Here is a 15024-nt window from a genome sequence, read left to right on the forward strand (position 1 = left end):
ACAGCGGGGAAGGGTTGGGTCCGCAATTGAAACTCGGCAGACTAATTGACGTAACCACAACGGGCCTTACCAAACTTGGGGGTAAGTATGAACGGCCTTGGTCTTCGAAACATGGCAGCGACTCTTCTGATCGCGTTCGGCGTCGCGGTGTCCGTGGGGGCGGGCTCCGTGCAGGCGATCACCACCGGGCCGGCGGTGAGCGCCGCCGTCGTGTCGGCCCCGCCGGTTCTGGTCCCGCTGGACGAGCGCTGGGGCTGACGTTCCGCTTGACCCGTGCCGAGAGCAGGCCCGCCACACTGGCGGGCCTGCTCTTTTTCACATCCCGGAAGGTGCCTTAAGTCGTTCACAAGCGGTGGGTGGAACTCTCTGGGTGTGGGTCCTCCGCTCCCGGTTCCCCCGACCGGTCGAGTCGCCCATTAGCCCCGCCCTCGGAACCCCAAGTTCGAGTGGCGGGGCTTTTTCTTGCCCGTTTTCGCGCGGGCGATAAGCTCCCGAATGCATTCCGGTGTTCCGGCCGTTAATGGCCGTCATTTCTTCCGATGGTGCGGGCTACCTGGGAACGTGAATTGACGCCGAGCTTCTTGAATATCCGGCTCATGTACGTCTCCACGGTTTTCACGCTGATGTCGAGGTGCGCGGCAATTCCCTGGTTGGTGTTTCCGTCGGCGACCAGATCGGCTATTTCCAGCTCTCGGCGGCTGAGTTCCGAGAGCCTGCCCTCGACCTGGTCGGCAAGTTGATATCCGGACACCCGCTGCCGAATTCCGGCCATGCCGGGTTCCGCTGCCGCCTCGGGTTCGCGCGCCGGTACGGGGGCTCCGCCCCGGCGTGCGGCCTCGGCCGCGAGAGCGGCGGCGGCGGCCGCCCCGGCGCGGTCCCCGGCCGCCAGGCGGGCCCGGGCCAGGCCCGTGGCCAGCTGTCCCAGCAGGAACGCCTGCCCGTGGTGCAGGGCCAGGCGGACACCGCGCTCGGCGTGCCGCAGGGCCGCGGGGTCGCCCAGCGCGGACTCGGCGGAGCCCAGCCAGCGCAGCGCCTCCAACACGGGGGCGCACCCGTCGTCGTCGAGGGAGTCCAGGAGCAGGGCGGCCCCGCGGGCGCTGCGGGCGGCGCCCGGCAGGTCGCCGGCCGCGGCCTGTACGGCGGCCAGCCGGGCCAGGGCGTGCGCGTGGCCGGGATCCTGCGGCGGGCCCGCCTCGCGCAGGGCGCCGCGGGCGGCCTCCAGCGCGCAGTCCCAGCCGGAGCCGCCCGTCGCCGGGCCGGTCGCCGGGCCGGTCTCGGGATCGTTCCGGAGGCCGGCCTCCAGGGCCAGCGCGGCCCGCTCGCCCAGCAGTTCCCCGCCCTGGGCCCGGGCGGCCCCGGATCCGGCCGCGGGCCCGGAGCCGGAGCCGGAGCCGGAGCCGGAGCCGGCCGAGTCGAGCAGCGCGCCGGCCCGGGCGCCCCGGCCGAGCAGCCGCAGCGCCCGGACCTGCCAGAGCAGGGCGTCGTGGCGTCCGTCCGGTGCCCAGAGCACGTGGACGCGCGGCCACAGCCCGGCGTATCCGCGCAGCGCCTCCTCCGGCTCGCCGGCCACCACCAGGGCCTTCTGCAGCAGCAGATGGGACTCCAGCGGGGCCTGCGGGTACGCCGTCACCCGGCGCAGCGCCCGTACGGACCGGGCGGGCTGGCGGAACAGCCCTTCCCGTGCGGCCAGGTTCAGCTCGCGCACGTCCGCCGCGCTGAGCGGATCGGTGTCCTCCAGGTGCGCGGCCAGCGCGAACCGGGCCGCCGGGGAGCGGTCGGAGCGCAGCGCGAGGACGGCCCGGTGCCGGGCCGCGCCGCGCCAGCCCGCGCCGGAGGCGTGGTAGAGCAGGGCCCGCAGGACGGGGCGGGTGAAGCGGAAGCGCAGTGCGGAGCCGTCCGGGGCGACCAGCCCTTCGGCGTGCAGCTCGTCCAGGCCGCGCCGCACCTCCTCCTCGGGCAGCGGGGCGGTCGCGGCGACCTGGCCCGGGGTGAAGGGGGAGCCCACGACGGCCGCCGCGCAGGCGGTGCGCCAGCCCAGCGAGGACAGGGAGTGCAGCTCCACCGGACCGTGCTGGAGCAGGGGCGGTACGCCGAGGGACAGTTCGGGGACGGCGCGCGGCCCGGTGGCGGGATCGTGGGCCAGGGCCCGCAGCAGCCCGGGCACGCCCGCGCCGTCGCGCAGCGCCTGCGCTTCGGTGACCGGGTCCAGGCCGGCCGGGAGCAGGGTGCGCGCCCGGTCGTCGGCGAGCGGGGCCAGCGCGATGTGGCGGACCCGGGAGCTGTCGTGGGAGACGGCGGACAGGTGCCGGGCGGTGGCGCCGGTGCGGTGGGCGAACACCGTCAGGACCGGCGCCCGCGGCGGGTGGTGGACCAGGTGGGTCAGGAAGTCGAGGGTCTCGGGGCTCGCGCGGTGGACGTCGTCCAGGGCCAGCAGCAGGCCGCCGTCGCCCGCCAGTATCTCGATCAGGGCCCGCAGGGCGCGGACGGCGCCGTAGGCGTCCGGCGGCGCGGGGGCCGCGGGCGGGGCGCCGGGCGCGGTGGCGAGCGAGGGGAAGTATGCGGCCAGGCACCGGGTGTGGGCGGTGCCCAGCGCGGCGGTCAGGGAGGCGCCGGCGTGGCCGAGGTGCTCGTCGAGGGCGTCGACGAGCACCTCGAAGGGGCGGGCGGGGCCCGGGCGCGGCACGCTGCCGAAGGCGACGGTCCAGCCCTCCTGTCGTGCCGATTGCGACAGCCGGCGCATCAGGTGGGTCTTGCCCGACCACGCCTCCCCCGTGATGCGAGTGACTTGAGGGGACTCCCGTGCCAGGAGCAGCGTGCGCCGCAGCAGGGCGAGTTCTTCCGCCCGTACCGGCGTCAGCGGTTCCTTGCGCATGGCGGGTCTCCTCGGGTGCGCGTTCTCATTTCCGGAGAACGGGTGTACGTATTCGGCTGTAAATGCTGTCGGGGTGTCTTGTTTTACTGTCAGGGTTTTCCCTGACAAGCGGCCTCCGACGGAGAGGACCGAAACTCGACGTTTGAATAACGGCAGGAGATGAATGAAGTTAGCCGGATCGGTGCGGCCGGTGTGGTGAATAGCTCGGTCCGGTACGGAAAACGACCGGAACCAGGCAGCGGGAGCATTCCGCTCTCGGCCGGCCCGGCCCGGACCGCACGGCCGCCTCGGTCGCGTCGAGCGCGACGCCGTCGCGGGCGCGCCGGAGCGCGCGGCGCATCGAGTTGTCGGTCGGAGCGTCACTCGGAGTGGTCATGGGCCGAGCATACGATCCGCTCGCGCGGCCGTGGAGGGGCTCATCGCATCAGCTCACCGGCGTTGACCAGCAGCGACTGGCCGGTTATCGCTCGCGCCCGGTCGGAGGCGAGGAAGGGGGCGGCGTCGGCGACGGCCCCGTCGGGCCGACCGGGATCGCCACGACCTTGCTCGCCACCCCCTCCGCCCCGAACATCAGCGTCGACCCGTCCGCCGTGTACGTCACCGACTCCGCCTGCCCCTGCCACGGCGCGGCCACCTGCTCCCCGTCCCCGGCCGGCCGGCCGTCCTTCCAGGGGTACGTCTTCGCCCACAGGTACCCGCGCAGCGCGAGCCGCCCCCCGTCCGGGGAGAACGCCCCGTCGGTGACCCACGGCACGTCGCCGATCCGCCGGAAGGTGTTCGTACCGGACGCGGACAGCGCCGCCGGCCCCTCGTAGAGCCCGCCCGCCCGCTCGTCCTTGCTCGCGATGTACACCCGCCCGGTCACCGGATGGACCATCAGCGCCTCCGCGTTGCGCGGCCCGTCCGCGTACTTCACGGTGAACTGCTCGGCCTTGAGGGTGACGTCGCCGAGCGTCTTCGGCTCCGGGAAGCGGTAGATCCACACGTGGTTCCAGGAGCCGCCCAGGTTGTCGCCGATGTCGCCGACGTACAGCTGCCCGTCCGGCCCCAGCGAGATCGCCTCGACGTCCCGCGGCTTGCCGATGCCCGTCAGGGTGACCCGTGCGACCGTCTTGCCGGTCGCGGAGTCCACGGCGTACACGTACGGGCCGTCGTCGCTGTCGTTGTGCGTCCAGTACACGCCCGGGTGGATCCGGCTGGCCGCGAGCCCGCTCGACTCCTTGATCCGGGGGTCGGTGATGGTGAACCCGGACGCGCCCGGGCTCGCGGCGGCGGTGGCCGCGGCGGCGGGGACCGCAGCGGCCGCCAGGACGAAGGCAAAGCCGGAGGCGGCGACCACGGCAACGGCGGCGGTCGACGGAAGCAGGCGCAGGCGCATGCCCCCAGCCTGCCAGCACGCACGGAGTGTCCGGCATCACAGGGGTCGCGATCGCGTGATCCGCGATGATGTCCGGATGCGTTTCATGTGCGTCGGCGACTCCATGACCATCGGACGCGCCGGCGACTACACCTGGCGCTACCGGATGTGGCAGCACCTCAACGCGACCTTCGGCGGCCCGTACCGGATCGTCGGCCCGCGCCGCGAGCTGTACGACACCTTCTCGGACGCGCCCACCAGCCACGACTACGCCGACCCCGGCTTCCCCGAGCACGCCCGCCGCCACCTGGCCGGCTGGGGCGAGGGCTGGCAGCACATGGCCCCGCTCATAGGGCCCGCCGTCCGCGAAGCCCGGGCCGACGTGCTGCTCGTCTCCCTCGGCCTCATAGACCTGGGCTTCTACACCGCCGCCGGGGCCACCGCCGCCAACGCCCGCCGCTTCATCGCCGAGGCCCGCGCGGCCCGGCCCGGGATCCGGATGGTGCTGCTGCCCGTCATCCCCAACGTCCGGGCCCAGGACGACGCGCCCTTCGCGGCGGAGGTCGCGCTCTTCAACGAACTGCTCGCGAAGGCCGTCGCCGACCTGTCGACCGACGCCTCGCCGATCCTGCTGGCCGCGCGTCCGGAGGCGTACGAGCTCCACCACGACACCTACGACGGCACGCACCCCAACGCCTCGGGCGAGCACCGGCTGGCGGGGGAGTTCGCGGCGGTCCTGCACCAGGCGTGGGGCATCGGCGGCCCGTACCGGCCGCAGCACCACCCCCACCGGGACTCGTCACACGCCCTTCACGGACGGGTCCTGCCTTGAGCGCGCTCCAGGCAGTTGGCTAGTGCTGTGGCCGGAAAGGTTTGCCGGGTCGCGGTGTCCGGTGCGGTGCTTCGCAAGGCGGAGGGCCACGCCTCGTACTGGACGTACCGGTGTGGTCCGACAACGCGGCGAGGTGCCGTGCCGGGCGCCGCGACCCGGTGGACCTTTCCGGTCACAGCACTAGTGACCCATGAAGTACACGCAACTCGGACGCACCGGCCTCAAAGTCAGCCGACTTGTCCTCGGCACCATGAACTTCGGCCCCCAGAGCGGGGAGCCCGAGAGCCACGCCCTCATGGACACGGCACTCGACGCCGGCATCAACTTCTTCGACACCGCCAACCAGGCACGTTAACGCCACCTTGAGTAGGAGGTGGTCGCCGCCCAGGGCGAAGGGACGGCGACCACCGTACGTACGGCTACCTGATCACCAGGCGAAGGCCTCCGGGGACGGTCCCGGGCCGGGGAAGATCTCCTCCAAGGCGGCCAGTACCTCCTCGCTCAGCTCCAGCTCCAGCGCCCGCAGGGCACTCTCCAGCTGCTCGGCGGTGCGCGGGCCGACGATGGGGCCCGTCACTCCCGGCCGGGTGAGCAGCCAGGCCAGAGCCGTCTCGCCGGGCTCCAGGCCGTGCTTGTCGAGCAGGTCCTCGTATGCCTGCACCTGCGCCCGTACCGAACTGTTGGCCAGCGCGTCCGCGGACCGCCCCGAGGCGCGGCGGCCGCCCTCGGTCTCCTTCTTGATGACCCCGCCCAGCAGCCCGCCGTGCAGCGGCGACCACGGGATGACCCCGAGGCCGTACTCCTGGGCCGCCGGGATGACCTCCATCTCGGCCCGCCGCTCGGCGAGGTTGTAGAGGCACTGCTCGCTGACCAGGCCGACCATCCCGCGCCGGGCGGCCGTCTCGTTGGCCTGGGCGATCTTGTAGCCGGGGAAGTTGGAGGATCCGGCATAGAGGATCTTGCCTTGCTGGATGAGCACGTCGACGGCCTGCCAGATCTCCTCGAAGGGAGTCCGGCGGTCGATGTGGTGGAACTGGTAGACGTCGATGTGGTCGGTCTGGAGCCGCTTGAGGCTGGCCTCGACGGCCCGGCGGATGTTCAGCGCCGACAGCCGGTCCTCGTTCGGCCACGTCTCACCCTCGCGGGACATGGAGCCGTAGACCTTGGTCGCGAGGACCGTCTTCTCGCGCCGCCCACCACCCCCGGCGAACCAGGTGCCGATGATCTCCTCGGTGCGCCCCTTGTTCTCACCCCACCCATACACGTTGGCCGTGTCCACGAAATTCAGACCTGCGTCGAGGGCGGCGTCCAGGATTCCGTGGCTGGTCGGTTCGTCTGTCTGCGGACCGAAGTTCATTGTGCCGAGGACGAGTCGGCTGACCTTGAGTCCGGTGCGTCCGAGCTGCGTGTACTTCATGGGACCCAAGCCAACTGCTTCGAGTCCACTCCAGGCAAGAGCGGCCCGCGCAGCCCTCGATTTACCCCCGCCTGGTGGCGGGACATGTGCCTCCCTTTCTTCGCGGGGGTGGGCCAGCCATGGCCGGCATGGTCCTCACAGGGCGCCCGGGACTTCTGACCCGGACTCGGTCTCGTGCAGTCGGGAGCGACGGCGGCGACCTGGCAGGAATCCTACTGAGCAGGGGAGCGCCCGTAGCGGGCCCTCCTGTCGTCCAAGGAGGAGACGTGCACCGAAGAGATCATCGGCACCTGCTCCGGCCAGGGCGGCGGCCGCCGCGAGAAGACGGTCCTCGCCACCAAGGTCTACGGCAGCATGGCCGCCGAAGGCGACCCGTGGCCCAACTACGACCGCCTGTCGGCGCTGAACATCCGGCGGGCCGTCGACGCCAGCCTCAAGCGGCCCCAGACCGACCACATCGACGTCTACCAATTCCACCACGTGGACCGCAACACCCCCTTCGAGGAGATCTGGCAGGCCATCGAGGTCCTGGTCCAGCAAGGCAAGATCCTCTACGCGGGCTCCTCGAACTTCCCCGGCCGGAAGATCGCCCAGGCCAACGAGACCGCGGCGCGCTCCGGACGGCTCGGCCTCGTCAGCGAGCAGTGCCTCTACAACCTCGCCGAGCGGCGCGCGGAGCTGGAGATCATCCCGGCCGCCGAGGCGTACGGGCTCGGCGTCATCCCGTGGTCCCCGCTCCACGGCGGCCTGCTGGGCGGCGCCATCCGCAAGTCGGCGGAGTCGGGGCGCACGGCGACCGGCCGCTCGGCGGACGCGCTCGCGAACAGCACCGTACGGGCGCAGGTGCAGGGGTACGAGGACCTGCTGGACAAGCACGGCCTGGAGCCCGGCGAGGTCGCCCTGGCCTGGCTGCTGACCCGGCCCGGGGTCACCGGGCCGATCGTCGGCCCGCGCACGCCGGAGCAGCTCGCGTCCGCGCTGCGGGCGGTGGAGCTGGAGCTGTCGCAGGAGGTGCTGGACGGGCTGGACGAGGTCTTCCCGGGGCCGGGACCGGCGCCGGAGGCGTTCGCCTGGTAGTCGGGGACGGGCGGCGGGACTACTGCCCGACGGCGGCGGCCACGGCGACGACGAGGAACATCAGCACGAGCACGCCCGCCATGACACGGTTTCTGGTCTTGGGATCCACCCGTCGAGCCTAACGCGACCGGGCCCGCCCTTCGTACGGAGGGGCGGGCTCTCCCAGTTCCCAGGAGCCGACGACCTCGTAGCGGGGCTGCTCGCCGGGGACGCCGCCGGCCGGCAGGTTGCTGCGGACCAGGCTCAGCTCGCCGACCTGCCAGGGGGCGCCCTCGAAGGAGGCGAGCGACTCGCAGTAGGGCCGCACGTCGTCCGCCTCGTGGCGGAGCCGGCCGAGGGTGAGGTGGGGCGTGTACCGGTGGTGCTGGTCCATCGGGACCCCGGAGCGGCGCGCGGCGGCGTCGGCGCGCTCGGCGAGCATCCGCAGGGAGTCCAGGTCCCCGGCGGCGCCCGCCCACAGCGAGCGGTGGCCGAAGTGGCCGGAGCCGTGGATCCGGAGCGGGAAGGGCGCGCTGCGGGTGGCCGCGCGGGCGAGGCGGGCGTGCAGTTCGGGGAGCAGTTCCTCGGGCACCTCGCCCATGAAGGCGAGGGTGAAGTGCCACCCCGCTTCCGCGGTCCAGCGCAGTCGGTCGTCGCGCAGTCCGTGCACGGCCCGGGCCAGCTCCGAGATGGCCGCCTCGGGCGGCATGACGGCTGCGAACAGTCTCATGCCGCCGAGCCTAGCGGGGGTGGCCGGGTGCGGCCCCGTTGCCGGACGGGTCTACGCCGCCGTCGCCAGGTGGGCGCGGCCCGACGGGACGAAGGTCACGCCGTGGCGGTTCACGCTGAGGCGGAGGTTGCCCACGCGGGACAGGACCAGGCCGATCGTGACCGCGGCGGCCAGCGAGACGACGCCGCCCGCGGCCATGCCGATCCGCGCGCCGTACGTGTCCGTGACCCAGCCGACCAGCGGCGCGCCGATCGGGGTGCCGCCGGTGAAGACCATCATGAACAGGGCCATCACCCGTCCCCGCATCTCGGGGTCGGTGGCCATCTGGACGCTGGAGTTGGCGGTGACGTTCACCGTCAGGCCGAAGACCCCGATCGGCACCAGGAGCGCCGCGAACAGCCAGAAGCCGGGCGCGAAGGCCGTCACCAGCAGCAGTACGGAGAAGAGCACCGCCGCCGTGACCAGCAGCCGCAGGCGGGAGTGGCCCCGCCGGGCCGCCAGCAGCGCGCCCACGAGGGAGCCCGCCGCGATGAGCGTGTTGAACAGCCCGTACGTGCCCGCGTCACCGTGGAACACCTTGCTGACGAACGCCGACAGCCAGATCGGGAAGTTGAAGCCGAAGGTGCCGATGAATCCGACGAGCACGATCGGCCAGATCAGCTCGGGCCGTCCGGCGACGTACCGCAGGCCTTCCCGCAGCTGTCCCTTGGCGCGCGGCTGGACCTCGATCCGGTGCAGCTCGTGCGTCCGCATCAGCAGCAGGCCGATGATCGGGGCCGCGAAGGAGAGGCCGTTGAGCAGGAAGGCCCAGCCGGAGCCGACGGCGGTGATGAGGACACCGGCGATGGCCGGGCCGACGAGCCGCGCGGACTGGAAGTTGGCCGAATTCAGGCTGACCGCGTTGGCGACCTGGTCCTTGCCGACCATCTCGGAGACGAAGGTCTGGCGGGCCGGGTTGTCCACGACCGTGACCAGGCCGAGCAGGAAGGCGGCGAGGTAGACGTGCCAGACGCTCACGTGCCCGGCGAGGGTGAGCGCACCGAGTGCGAGGCCGGTGAGGCCCATCGCGGCCTGCGTGCACAGCAGGAGCGGGCGCTTGGGGAGCCGGTCGGCGAGTACGCCTCCGTAGAGGCCGAACAGCATCATCGGCAGGAACTGCAGGGCGATGGTGATGCCGACCGCCGAGGCCGAGCCGGTCAGGGAGAGGACGAGCCAGTCCTGGGCGATGCGCTGCATCCAGGTGCCGGTGTTCGAGACGACCTGTCCCGTGGCGAAGAGCCGGTAGTTCCGGATCTTCAGCGAGCTGAACATCCCCCGGCTACCGCCGGGAGGTGCCCCCAGGTTCTTGCCCGGGGCGCGCTTCGTGGTGGATGTATGGCCGGGGGCGGAGTCTGCTCCGGGTCCCGTACTCAAAAGGGGTCGCCTCCTGGCGTCGTTCCTACAGGTGCGCGAGCTTGTCCAGGACGGGTGCGGCCTCGCGCAGCTTGGCCCACTCGTCCTCGGTCAGCTCGGCCGCGAGCCCCGCCAGGAAGGCGTTGCGCTTGCGACGGCTCTCTTCGAGCATCGCCTCGGCCTCCTCCGTCTGGCGGACCACCTTCTGGCGGCGGTCGTCGGGGTGCGCTTCGAGCGTGACCAGTCCCTTGGCTTCCAGCAGCGCGACGATGCGGGTCATCGAGGGCGGCTGCACGTGCTCGCGTCGGGCCAGCTCACCGGGGGTGGCCTGGCCGCAGCGGGCGAGGGTGCCGAGCACCGACATCTCGGTCGGGCTCAGCGATTCGTCGACGCGCTGGTGCTTGAGGCGCCGGCCCAGCCGCATGACGGCGGAGCGGAGATCGTTCACGGCAGCGGCGTCGCCGCCATGGGAAAGGTCATGCATGTTCTTTAGAGTAACTCATTACCCTCCCTAAGGAACACCACTTATCTGCCGTCACTCGTACGGGTGAGTCGGCTCCGGAAAGTGACACGCGTCCATGCCCTGTGCCCCGACTCTTTCGGCATGGGGACACATGTGCTGAGCATGCGCATAGACGGGGAGCTCCTCGACAGGCTCCGGACTCATGCCGCCAAACGCGGAATGAGCGTCCAGGACTATGTGGTCCGGACGCTCATTCGCGACGATTTCGACGAACGCTTCAAGGCGGCCGTCGACGAGACGGAGAAGTTCTACGGGCTCACGTGAGCCCGGCTCCTCCAGTGGGGCGGTGGGCGGGGGCGGGGTGCTACGTGAGGCCCAGCGCCGGCATCGCGTAGTAGAAGACGAACACCGCCGACACGACGTACATGGCGGCCGGGACCTCGCGGCCCCGGCCGGTCGCGAGCCGCAGTACGGCGAAGGACACGAAGCCGATGCCGATGCCGTTGGTGATCGAGTAGGTGAACGGCATCATCACCATGGCCAGGAAGGCCGGGACGGCGATGGTGAAGTCGTTCCAGTCGATGTCCCGGACCGAGCCGGCCAGGATCAGGAAGCCGACCGCCACCAGGGCGGGGGTGGCGGCCTGCGAGGGGACCATCGTGGCGAGCGGGGTCAGGAACAGCGACACCGCGAAGAGGCCGCCGGTCACGATGTTCGCCAGGCCCGTGCGGGCGCCCTCGCCGACGCCCGCCGTGGACTCCACGAAGCAGGTGGTGGCCGAGGAGGAGCTCGCGCCGCCCGCGGCGACGGCCATGCCGTCGACGAACAGCACCCGGTTGATGCCGGGGAAGGAGCCGTCCGGCTTCGTCAGCTTCGCCTCGTCGCCGACGCCGAGGATCGTTCCCATGGCGTCGAAGAAGCAGGACAGCAGGACGGTGAAGACGAACAGGACGCCGGTCAGCATGCCGACCTTGCCGAAGCCGCCGAACAGGCTGACCTGGCCGATCAGTCCGAAGTCGGGGGCGGCCACCGGGTTGCCCGGCCACTCGGGGACCGTCAGGCCCCAGGCGGTGTCCGGGAGCTTGGTGACCAGCTGGATGGCGAGCGCGGCGACGGTCATGGCCACGATGGAGATCAGGATCGCGCCCGGCGTCTTGCGGATGATCAGGGTCAGCGTCAGCAGCACGCCGACCACGAAGATCAGTACGGGCCAGCCGTGCAGGTGGCCGTTGCTGCCGAGCTGGAGCGGGACCGTGGTGTGCGCGAGGTCGGGCATGCGGGTGACGAACCCGGAGTCGACCAGGCCGATCAGCATGATGAACAGGCCGATGCCGATCGCGATGCCCTTGCGCAGGCCGATCGGGACGGCGTTCATGACCCGCTCGCGCAGGCCGGTGGCGACGAGCAGCATCACCACGAAGCCGGCCAGGACCACCATGCCCATGGCGTCGGGCCAGCTCATGCGCGGGGCGAGCTGGAGGGCGACGACGGTGTTGACGCCGAGCCCGGCCGCCAGTGCGATCGGGACGTTGCCGATCACGCCCATGAGGAGGGTGGTGAAGGCCGCCGTCAGGACGGTGGCGGTGACCAGCTGGCCGCCGTCGAGCTGGTGGCCGTACATGTCCTTCGCGCTGCCCAGGATGATCGGGTTCAGCACGATGATGTAGGCCATCGCGAAGAAGGTGGCGAACCCGCCGCGGACCTCGCGGCCGATGGTCGAGCCGCGCTCGGAGATCTTGAAGTAGCGGTCCACGGGGGCCGACGTGCTCATGGGGGTCCTGGTCCTCATTGGTGGTTTCATACGGCGAAAACGGGCCAAGCCCAAACCGTTTCAGTATGAACACATGAACGAAGGGCCGTCTATCTCCGCGCGTAGACCCTCCGCCGACCGGCCTATCCTTGTGCCATGGCGAAATGGACTGCGCAGCACGAGGCCCCCGAGCCCCTTGAGGGTCCGATCGTGGGGACCGTCATGGGCGGCACGATCCTGTGGTTCGCCCTCTTCGTCCTCCAGCTCCCCTTCTACGGGTGGTTCGCGGACCGGGACCTGCTGTGGTGGGTCTGGACCTGCGCGGCCGGCGGGGTCCTCGGCCTGATCGGCCTCTGGTACGTCCGCGGCCGCGATGCCGCCTTGAAGCGGCACGAGGCTGAGCTGGCCGCTCGAAGCGAGGCCCCCGGGCCGGGCCCGGCGCCCCACCCGGGCTAGCATCCGGGATCCCGCGCGGGTCCGCTGTGGCTGGGCGCGCAGTTCCCCGCGCCCCTGACGGGCCGCCGTGCGGCCCCGGCCGCGGGCCGTGAGGGGCTACCCGAGGACGATTCGGCTCATCCGGAAGTCGGATCTTCAGACTTTTCGGCGGGTGGGGGAGTGAATAGCCCTTTACCGTCGGAACCATGACGCAGCGGGCGAGCATCGAATCAGACGGACCAGAGCCGGGCGGCGGCAGCGGTCCGGCCGCCGGGACCGCCATCGACGCGGGGTCCGAGCTCGATCCCGTCCACCCGATCAAGCCGCCCGCGCCCCGGTTCAAGCCCGCGGGGCTGAGCACCGCCGAAGTCGCCGAGCGCGTCGCCCGCGGAGCCGTCAACGACGTCCCCGTGCGCAGCAGCCGCTCCACCACCGAGATCGTCCGCGCCAACGTCTTCACCCGCTTCAACGCCATCATCGGCGTCCTGTGGGTGGTCATGCTCTTCGTCGCGCCGATCCAGGACAGCCTCTTCGGCTTCGTGATCATCGCGAACACCGGCATCGGCATCATCCAGGAGATGCGCGCCAAGAAGACCCTCGACGGCCTCGCCGTCATCGGCGAGGCCAAACCCAGCGTCCGCCGCGACGGCCGCACCGCCGAGATCTCCACCTCCGAGATCGTCCTCGACGACGTCATCGAGCTCGGCCCCGGCGACAAGGTCGTCGTCGACGGACTCGTCGGCGAGGCCGACGGACTGGAGATCGACGAGTCCCTCCTCACCGGCGAGGCCGACCCCGTCCTGAAGAAGCCCGGCGACCCGGTCATGTCCGGCTCGTTCGTCGTCGCCGGCGGCGGCGCCTTCACCGCCACCAAGGTGGGCCGCGAGGCCTACGCCGCCCAGCTGGCCGAAGAGGCCTCCCGCTTCACGCTCGTCCACTCCGAGCTGCGCTCCGGCATCTCCACCATCCTCAAGTACGTCACCTGGATGATGATCCCGACCTCCATCGGCCTGATCATCAGCCAGCTGATCGTCAAGGACAACAACCTCAAGGACGCCATCGCCCGGACCGTCGGCGGCATCGTCCCGATGATCCCCGAAGGCCTCGTACTCCTCACCTCCGTCGCCTTCGCCATCGGAGTCATCCGGCTCGGCCGCAAGCAGTGCCTGGTCCAGGAGCTGCCCGCCATCGAGGGGCTCGCCCGCGTCGACGTGGTCTGCCTCGACAAGACCGGCACCCTCACCGAGGGCGGCATGGACGTCACCGAGTGCCGCCCGCTCGGCGGCGCGGACGCCGCGTACGTCAAGAAGGTGCTCGGCGCGCTCGGCGAGAGCGACCCGCGCCCCAACGCCAGCCTCCAGGCGATCATCGACGCCTACCCCGACAGCGCCGAGTGGCGCTGCACCGAGTCCCTGCCCTTCTCCTCCGCCCGCAAGTACAGCGGCGCCAGCTTCAGCGAGGGCGACGGCGAGAACAACACCTGGCTGCTCGGCGCCCCCGACGTGCTGCTCCCGGCCGGGGACCCGGCCCTGGAGGAGGTCACCGACCTCAACGAGCAGGGCCTACGGGTCCTCCTGCTGGCCCGGGCCGCCCGCGAACTCGACGACCCGGCCGTCGCCACCGGCGTCAAGCCGACCGCCCTGATCGTCCTGGAGCAGCGGCTGCGCCCCGACGCCGCCGACACCCTGCGCTACTTCGAGGACCAGGACGTCAAGGCCAAGGTCATCTCCGGAGACAACGCGGTCTCGGTCGGCGCGGTCGCCGGCAAGCTCGGCCTGCCCGGCGCGCAGAACACCGTCGACGCCCGCACCCTCCCCACCGACCAGGCCGAGATGGCCCGGGTCCTCGACGAGAACGCCGTCTTCGGCCGCGTCACCCCGCAGCAGAAGCGCGACATGGTCGCCGCCCTCCAGTCCAAGGGCCACACGGTCGCGATGACCGGCGACGGGGTCAACGACGTGCTCGCGCTCAAGGACGCCGACATCGGCGTGAGCATGGGCTCGGGCTCGGAGGCCACCCGGGCCGTCGCCCAGATCGTGCTCCTCAACAACAGCTTCGCCACCCTGCCCTCGGTGGTCGCCGAGGGCCGCCGCGTCATCGGCAACATCACCCGCGTCGCCACCCTCTTCCTCACGAAGACGGTCTACTCGGTGCTGCTGGCCGTCCTGGTGGTCTGCTCCCAGGTCGAGTACCCGTTCCTGCCGCGCCACCTGACGCTGCTGTCCACGCTGACCATCGGCATCCCCGCCTTCTTCCTGGCCCTCGCGCCGAACAAGGAGCGGGCCAAGCCGCACTTCGTGAAGCGCGTGATGCGCTACGCCATCCCCGGCGGCGTCATCGCGGCCGTCGCCACCTTCGTCACCTACGTGATCGCCCGCCACCACTACACCGGGCCCGACGCCCTCAAGGCCGAGACCAGCGCCGCCACGCTCGCGCTGTTCCTGACCTCGATGTGGGTCCTGGTGATCATCGCCCGCCCGTACACGTGGTGGCGCGTCGGCCTGGTCGGCGCGATGGGCGGGGCCTTCCTGATCGTCCTCGTCGTGCCGTGGCTCCAGGAGTTCTTCCAGCTCAAGCTGGAAGGCGCAGTGATGCCGTGGACCGCCGTCGCCATCGCCGCCGGCGCGGCCGCCCTGATCGAGTTCACCTTCCGCTGGGTGGACCGCAAGTTCCCGGCCTAGTCCGACCCTTTCGGATCTTGCCGCATCGCCCCGGGCCCC

12 protein-coding genes and 2 pseudogenes are annotated in these 15024 nt (G+C 71.4%); 7 read left to right on the forward strand and 7 right to left on the reverse strand.

The genetic code is table 11. The annotated features are described in order from the left end of the window. Positions 1-111: 111 nt before the first annotated feature. Positions 112-258 carry a hypothetical protein gene (locus DRB96_RS43075; protein WP_162688483.1) on the forward strand — a complete coding sequence of 49 codons (147 nt, stop codon included), beginning with the start codon at positions 112-114 and terminating at the stop codon, positions 256-258. A 259-nt stretch (positions 259-517) separates the two neighbouring features. Here the strand turns inward: DRB96_RS43075 and DRB96_RS19535 are convergent, their stop codons facing one another. Next, positions 518-2872, reverse strand: a complete 2355-nt coding sequence (locus DRB96_RS19535) for a helix-turn-helix transcriptional regulator (RefSeq protein ID WP_112449609.1) — start codon at positions 2870-2872, stop codon at positions 518-520. A 416-nt stretch (positions 2873-3288) separates the two neighbouring features. Beyond that, positions 3289-4250, reverse strand: a pseudogene (locus DRB96_RS19545) (WD40 repeat domain-containing protein). 76 nt (positions 4251-4326) lie between these two features. Between DRB96_RS19545 and DRB96_RS19550 the strand changes: the two are divergent. Beyond that, the gene (locus tag DRB96_RS19550) at positions 4327-5061 is read left to right on the forward strand and encodes a GDSL-type esterase/lipase family protein (protein ID WP_112449610.1); all 735 of its coding nucleotides are present in this window, start codon (positions 4327-4329) and stop codon (positions 5059-5061) included. 190 nt (positions 5062-5251) lie between these two features. Next, a pseudogene (locus tag DRB96_RS19555) lies at positions 5252-5404 on the forward strand (aldo/keto reductase); the annotation flags it as partial. 84 nt (positions 5405-5488) lie between these two features. On the opposite strand, the gene DRB96_RS19560 reads toward DRB96_RS19555, so the two are convergent. Then, entirely contained in the window at positions 5489-6478 is a 990-nt protein-coding gene (locus tag DRB96_RS19560) for an aldo/keto reductase (protein ID WP_112449611.1), read from the reverse strand. A gap of 246 nt (positions 6479-6724) precedes the next feature. Here DRB96_RS19560 and DRB96_RS19565 point away from each other — a divergent pair, with 246 nt between their 5' ends. Then, entirely contained in the window at positions 6725-7555 is an 831-nt protein-coding gene (locus DRB96_RS19565; RefSeq protein ID WP_112449612.1) for an aldo/keto reductase, read from the forward strand. Positions 7556-7673: 118 nt separating this feature from the next. Here DRB96_RS19565 and thpR read toward each other — a convergent pair whose 3' ends face one another. Genes thpR through DRB96_RS19580 form a run of 3 tightly spaced genes read right to left on the reverse strand, consistent with a single transcriptional unit; the run spans position 7674 to position 10140 of the window. After that, positions 7674-8264 carry an RNA 2',3'-cyclic phosphodiesterase gene (thpR, locus tag DRB96_RS19570; RefSeq protein ID WP_112449613.1) on the reverse strand — a complete coding sequence of 197 codons (591 nt, stop codon included), beginning with the start codon at positions 8262-8264 and terminating at the stop codon, positions 7674-7676. 51 nt (positions 8265-8315) lie between these two features. Beyond that, complete coding sequence (locus DRB96_RS19575; RefSeq protein WP_112449614.1) at positions 8316-9677, reverse strand: MFS transporter; 1362 nt, start codon at positions 9675-9677, stop codon at positions 8316-8318. Between the two features lie 25 nt (positions 9678-9702). Beyond that, a complete protein-coding gene (locus tag DRB96_RS19580) occupies positions 9703-10140 on the reverse strand; it encodes a MarR family transcriptional regulator (RefSeq protein ID WP_112449615.1) in 438 nt (145 codons plus the stop codon). A gap of 120 nt (positions 10141-10260) precedes the next feature. Here DRB96_RS19580 and DRB96_RS19585 point away from each other — a divergent pair, with 120 nt between their 5' ends. Then, positions 10261-10443, forward strand: a complete 183-nt coding sequence (locus tag DRB96_RS19585) for a hypothetical protein (protein ID WP_030156886.1) — start codon at positions 10261-10263, stop codon at positions 10441-10443. A 40-nt stretch (positions 10444-10483) separates the two neighbouring features. Here DRB96_RS19585 and DRB96_RS19590 read toward each other — a convergent pair whose 3' ends face one another. Continuing rightward, a complete protein-coding gene (locus DRB96_RS19590; protein WP_239516241.1) occupies positions 10484-11890 on the reverse strand; it encodes an NCS2 family permease in 1407 nt (468 codons plus the stop codon). 135 nt (positions 11891-12025) lie between these two features. Between DRB96_RS19590 and DRB96_RS19595 the strand changes: the two genes are divergently transcribed. Together DRB96_RS19595 and DRB96_RS19600 are read left to right on the forward strand one after the other, a co-directional pair. Further along, positions 12026-12325, forward strand: coding sequence for a DUF2530 domain-containing protein (locus DRB96_RS19595; protein WP_112449617.1), 300 nt, complete (start codon positions 12026-12028; stop codon positions 12323-12325). A gap of 185 nt (positions 12326-12510) precedes the next feature. Continuing rightward, positions 12511-14985, forward strand: a complete 2475-nt coding sequence (locus DRB96_RS19600) for a cation-translocating P-type ATPase (protein ID WP_112449618.1) — start codon at positions 12511-12513, stop codon at positions 14983-14985. Positions 14986-15024: the final 39 nt, after the last annotated feature.

Source organism: Streptomyces sp. ICC1 (assembly GCF_003287935.1).
Taxonomy (GTDB): Bacteria; Actinomycetota; Actinomycetes; order Streptomycetales; family Streptomycetaceae; genus Streptomyces; species Streptomyces tritrimontium.